The sequence below is a fragment of the Oscillibacter valericigenes genome (assembly GCF_021531915.1).
GTDB classification, from domain to species: domain Bacteria; phylum Bacillota; class Clostridia; order Oscillospirales; family Oscillospiraceae; genus Oscillibacter; species Oscillibacter valericigenes_A.
Genome location: NZ_JAFBIV010000060.1, coordinates 1 through 318, shown reverse-complemented (window position 1 = coordinate 318; position 318 = coordinate 1). Strand labels below are relative to the sequence as shown.

The following is a 318-nucleotide window of genomic DNA, read 5'->3' as shown; positions in this document are numbered from 1 at the left end:
TGTCGATCTCCTCCTTGGGGAACTTCCGCAGCTTCAGGGGGAAGGCCATGTTCTCGTAGACCGTCATGTGGGGGTACAGGGCGTAACTCTGGAACACCATGGCGATGTCCCGGTCCTTGGGGGCCACGTCGTTGACCACCTTGCCGTCGATCAGCAGCTCGCCGCCGCTGATCTCCTCCAGGCCGGCCACCATCCGCAGGGTGGTGGACTTGCCGCAGCCGGAGGGACCCACCAGGACGATAAATTCCTTGTCCGCGATCTCCAGGTTGAAATCCTGCACCGCCAGGACGCCCTCGGCCGTCACCTGCAGGTTGGTCT

General features: G+C 63.2%; 1 protein-coding gene. It reads right to left on the bottom strand.

Annotated features, from left to right (window positions below; genetic code table 11):
• A partial coding sequence (locus JQM66_RS12865) for an ATP-binding cassette domain-containing protein (protein WP_235230190.1) occupies positions 1–310 on the bottom strand: 310 nt, incomplete at its 3' end.
• Positions 311–318 lie beyond the last annotated feature (8 nt).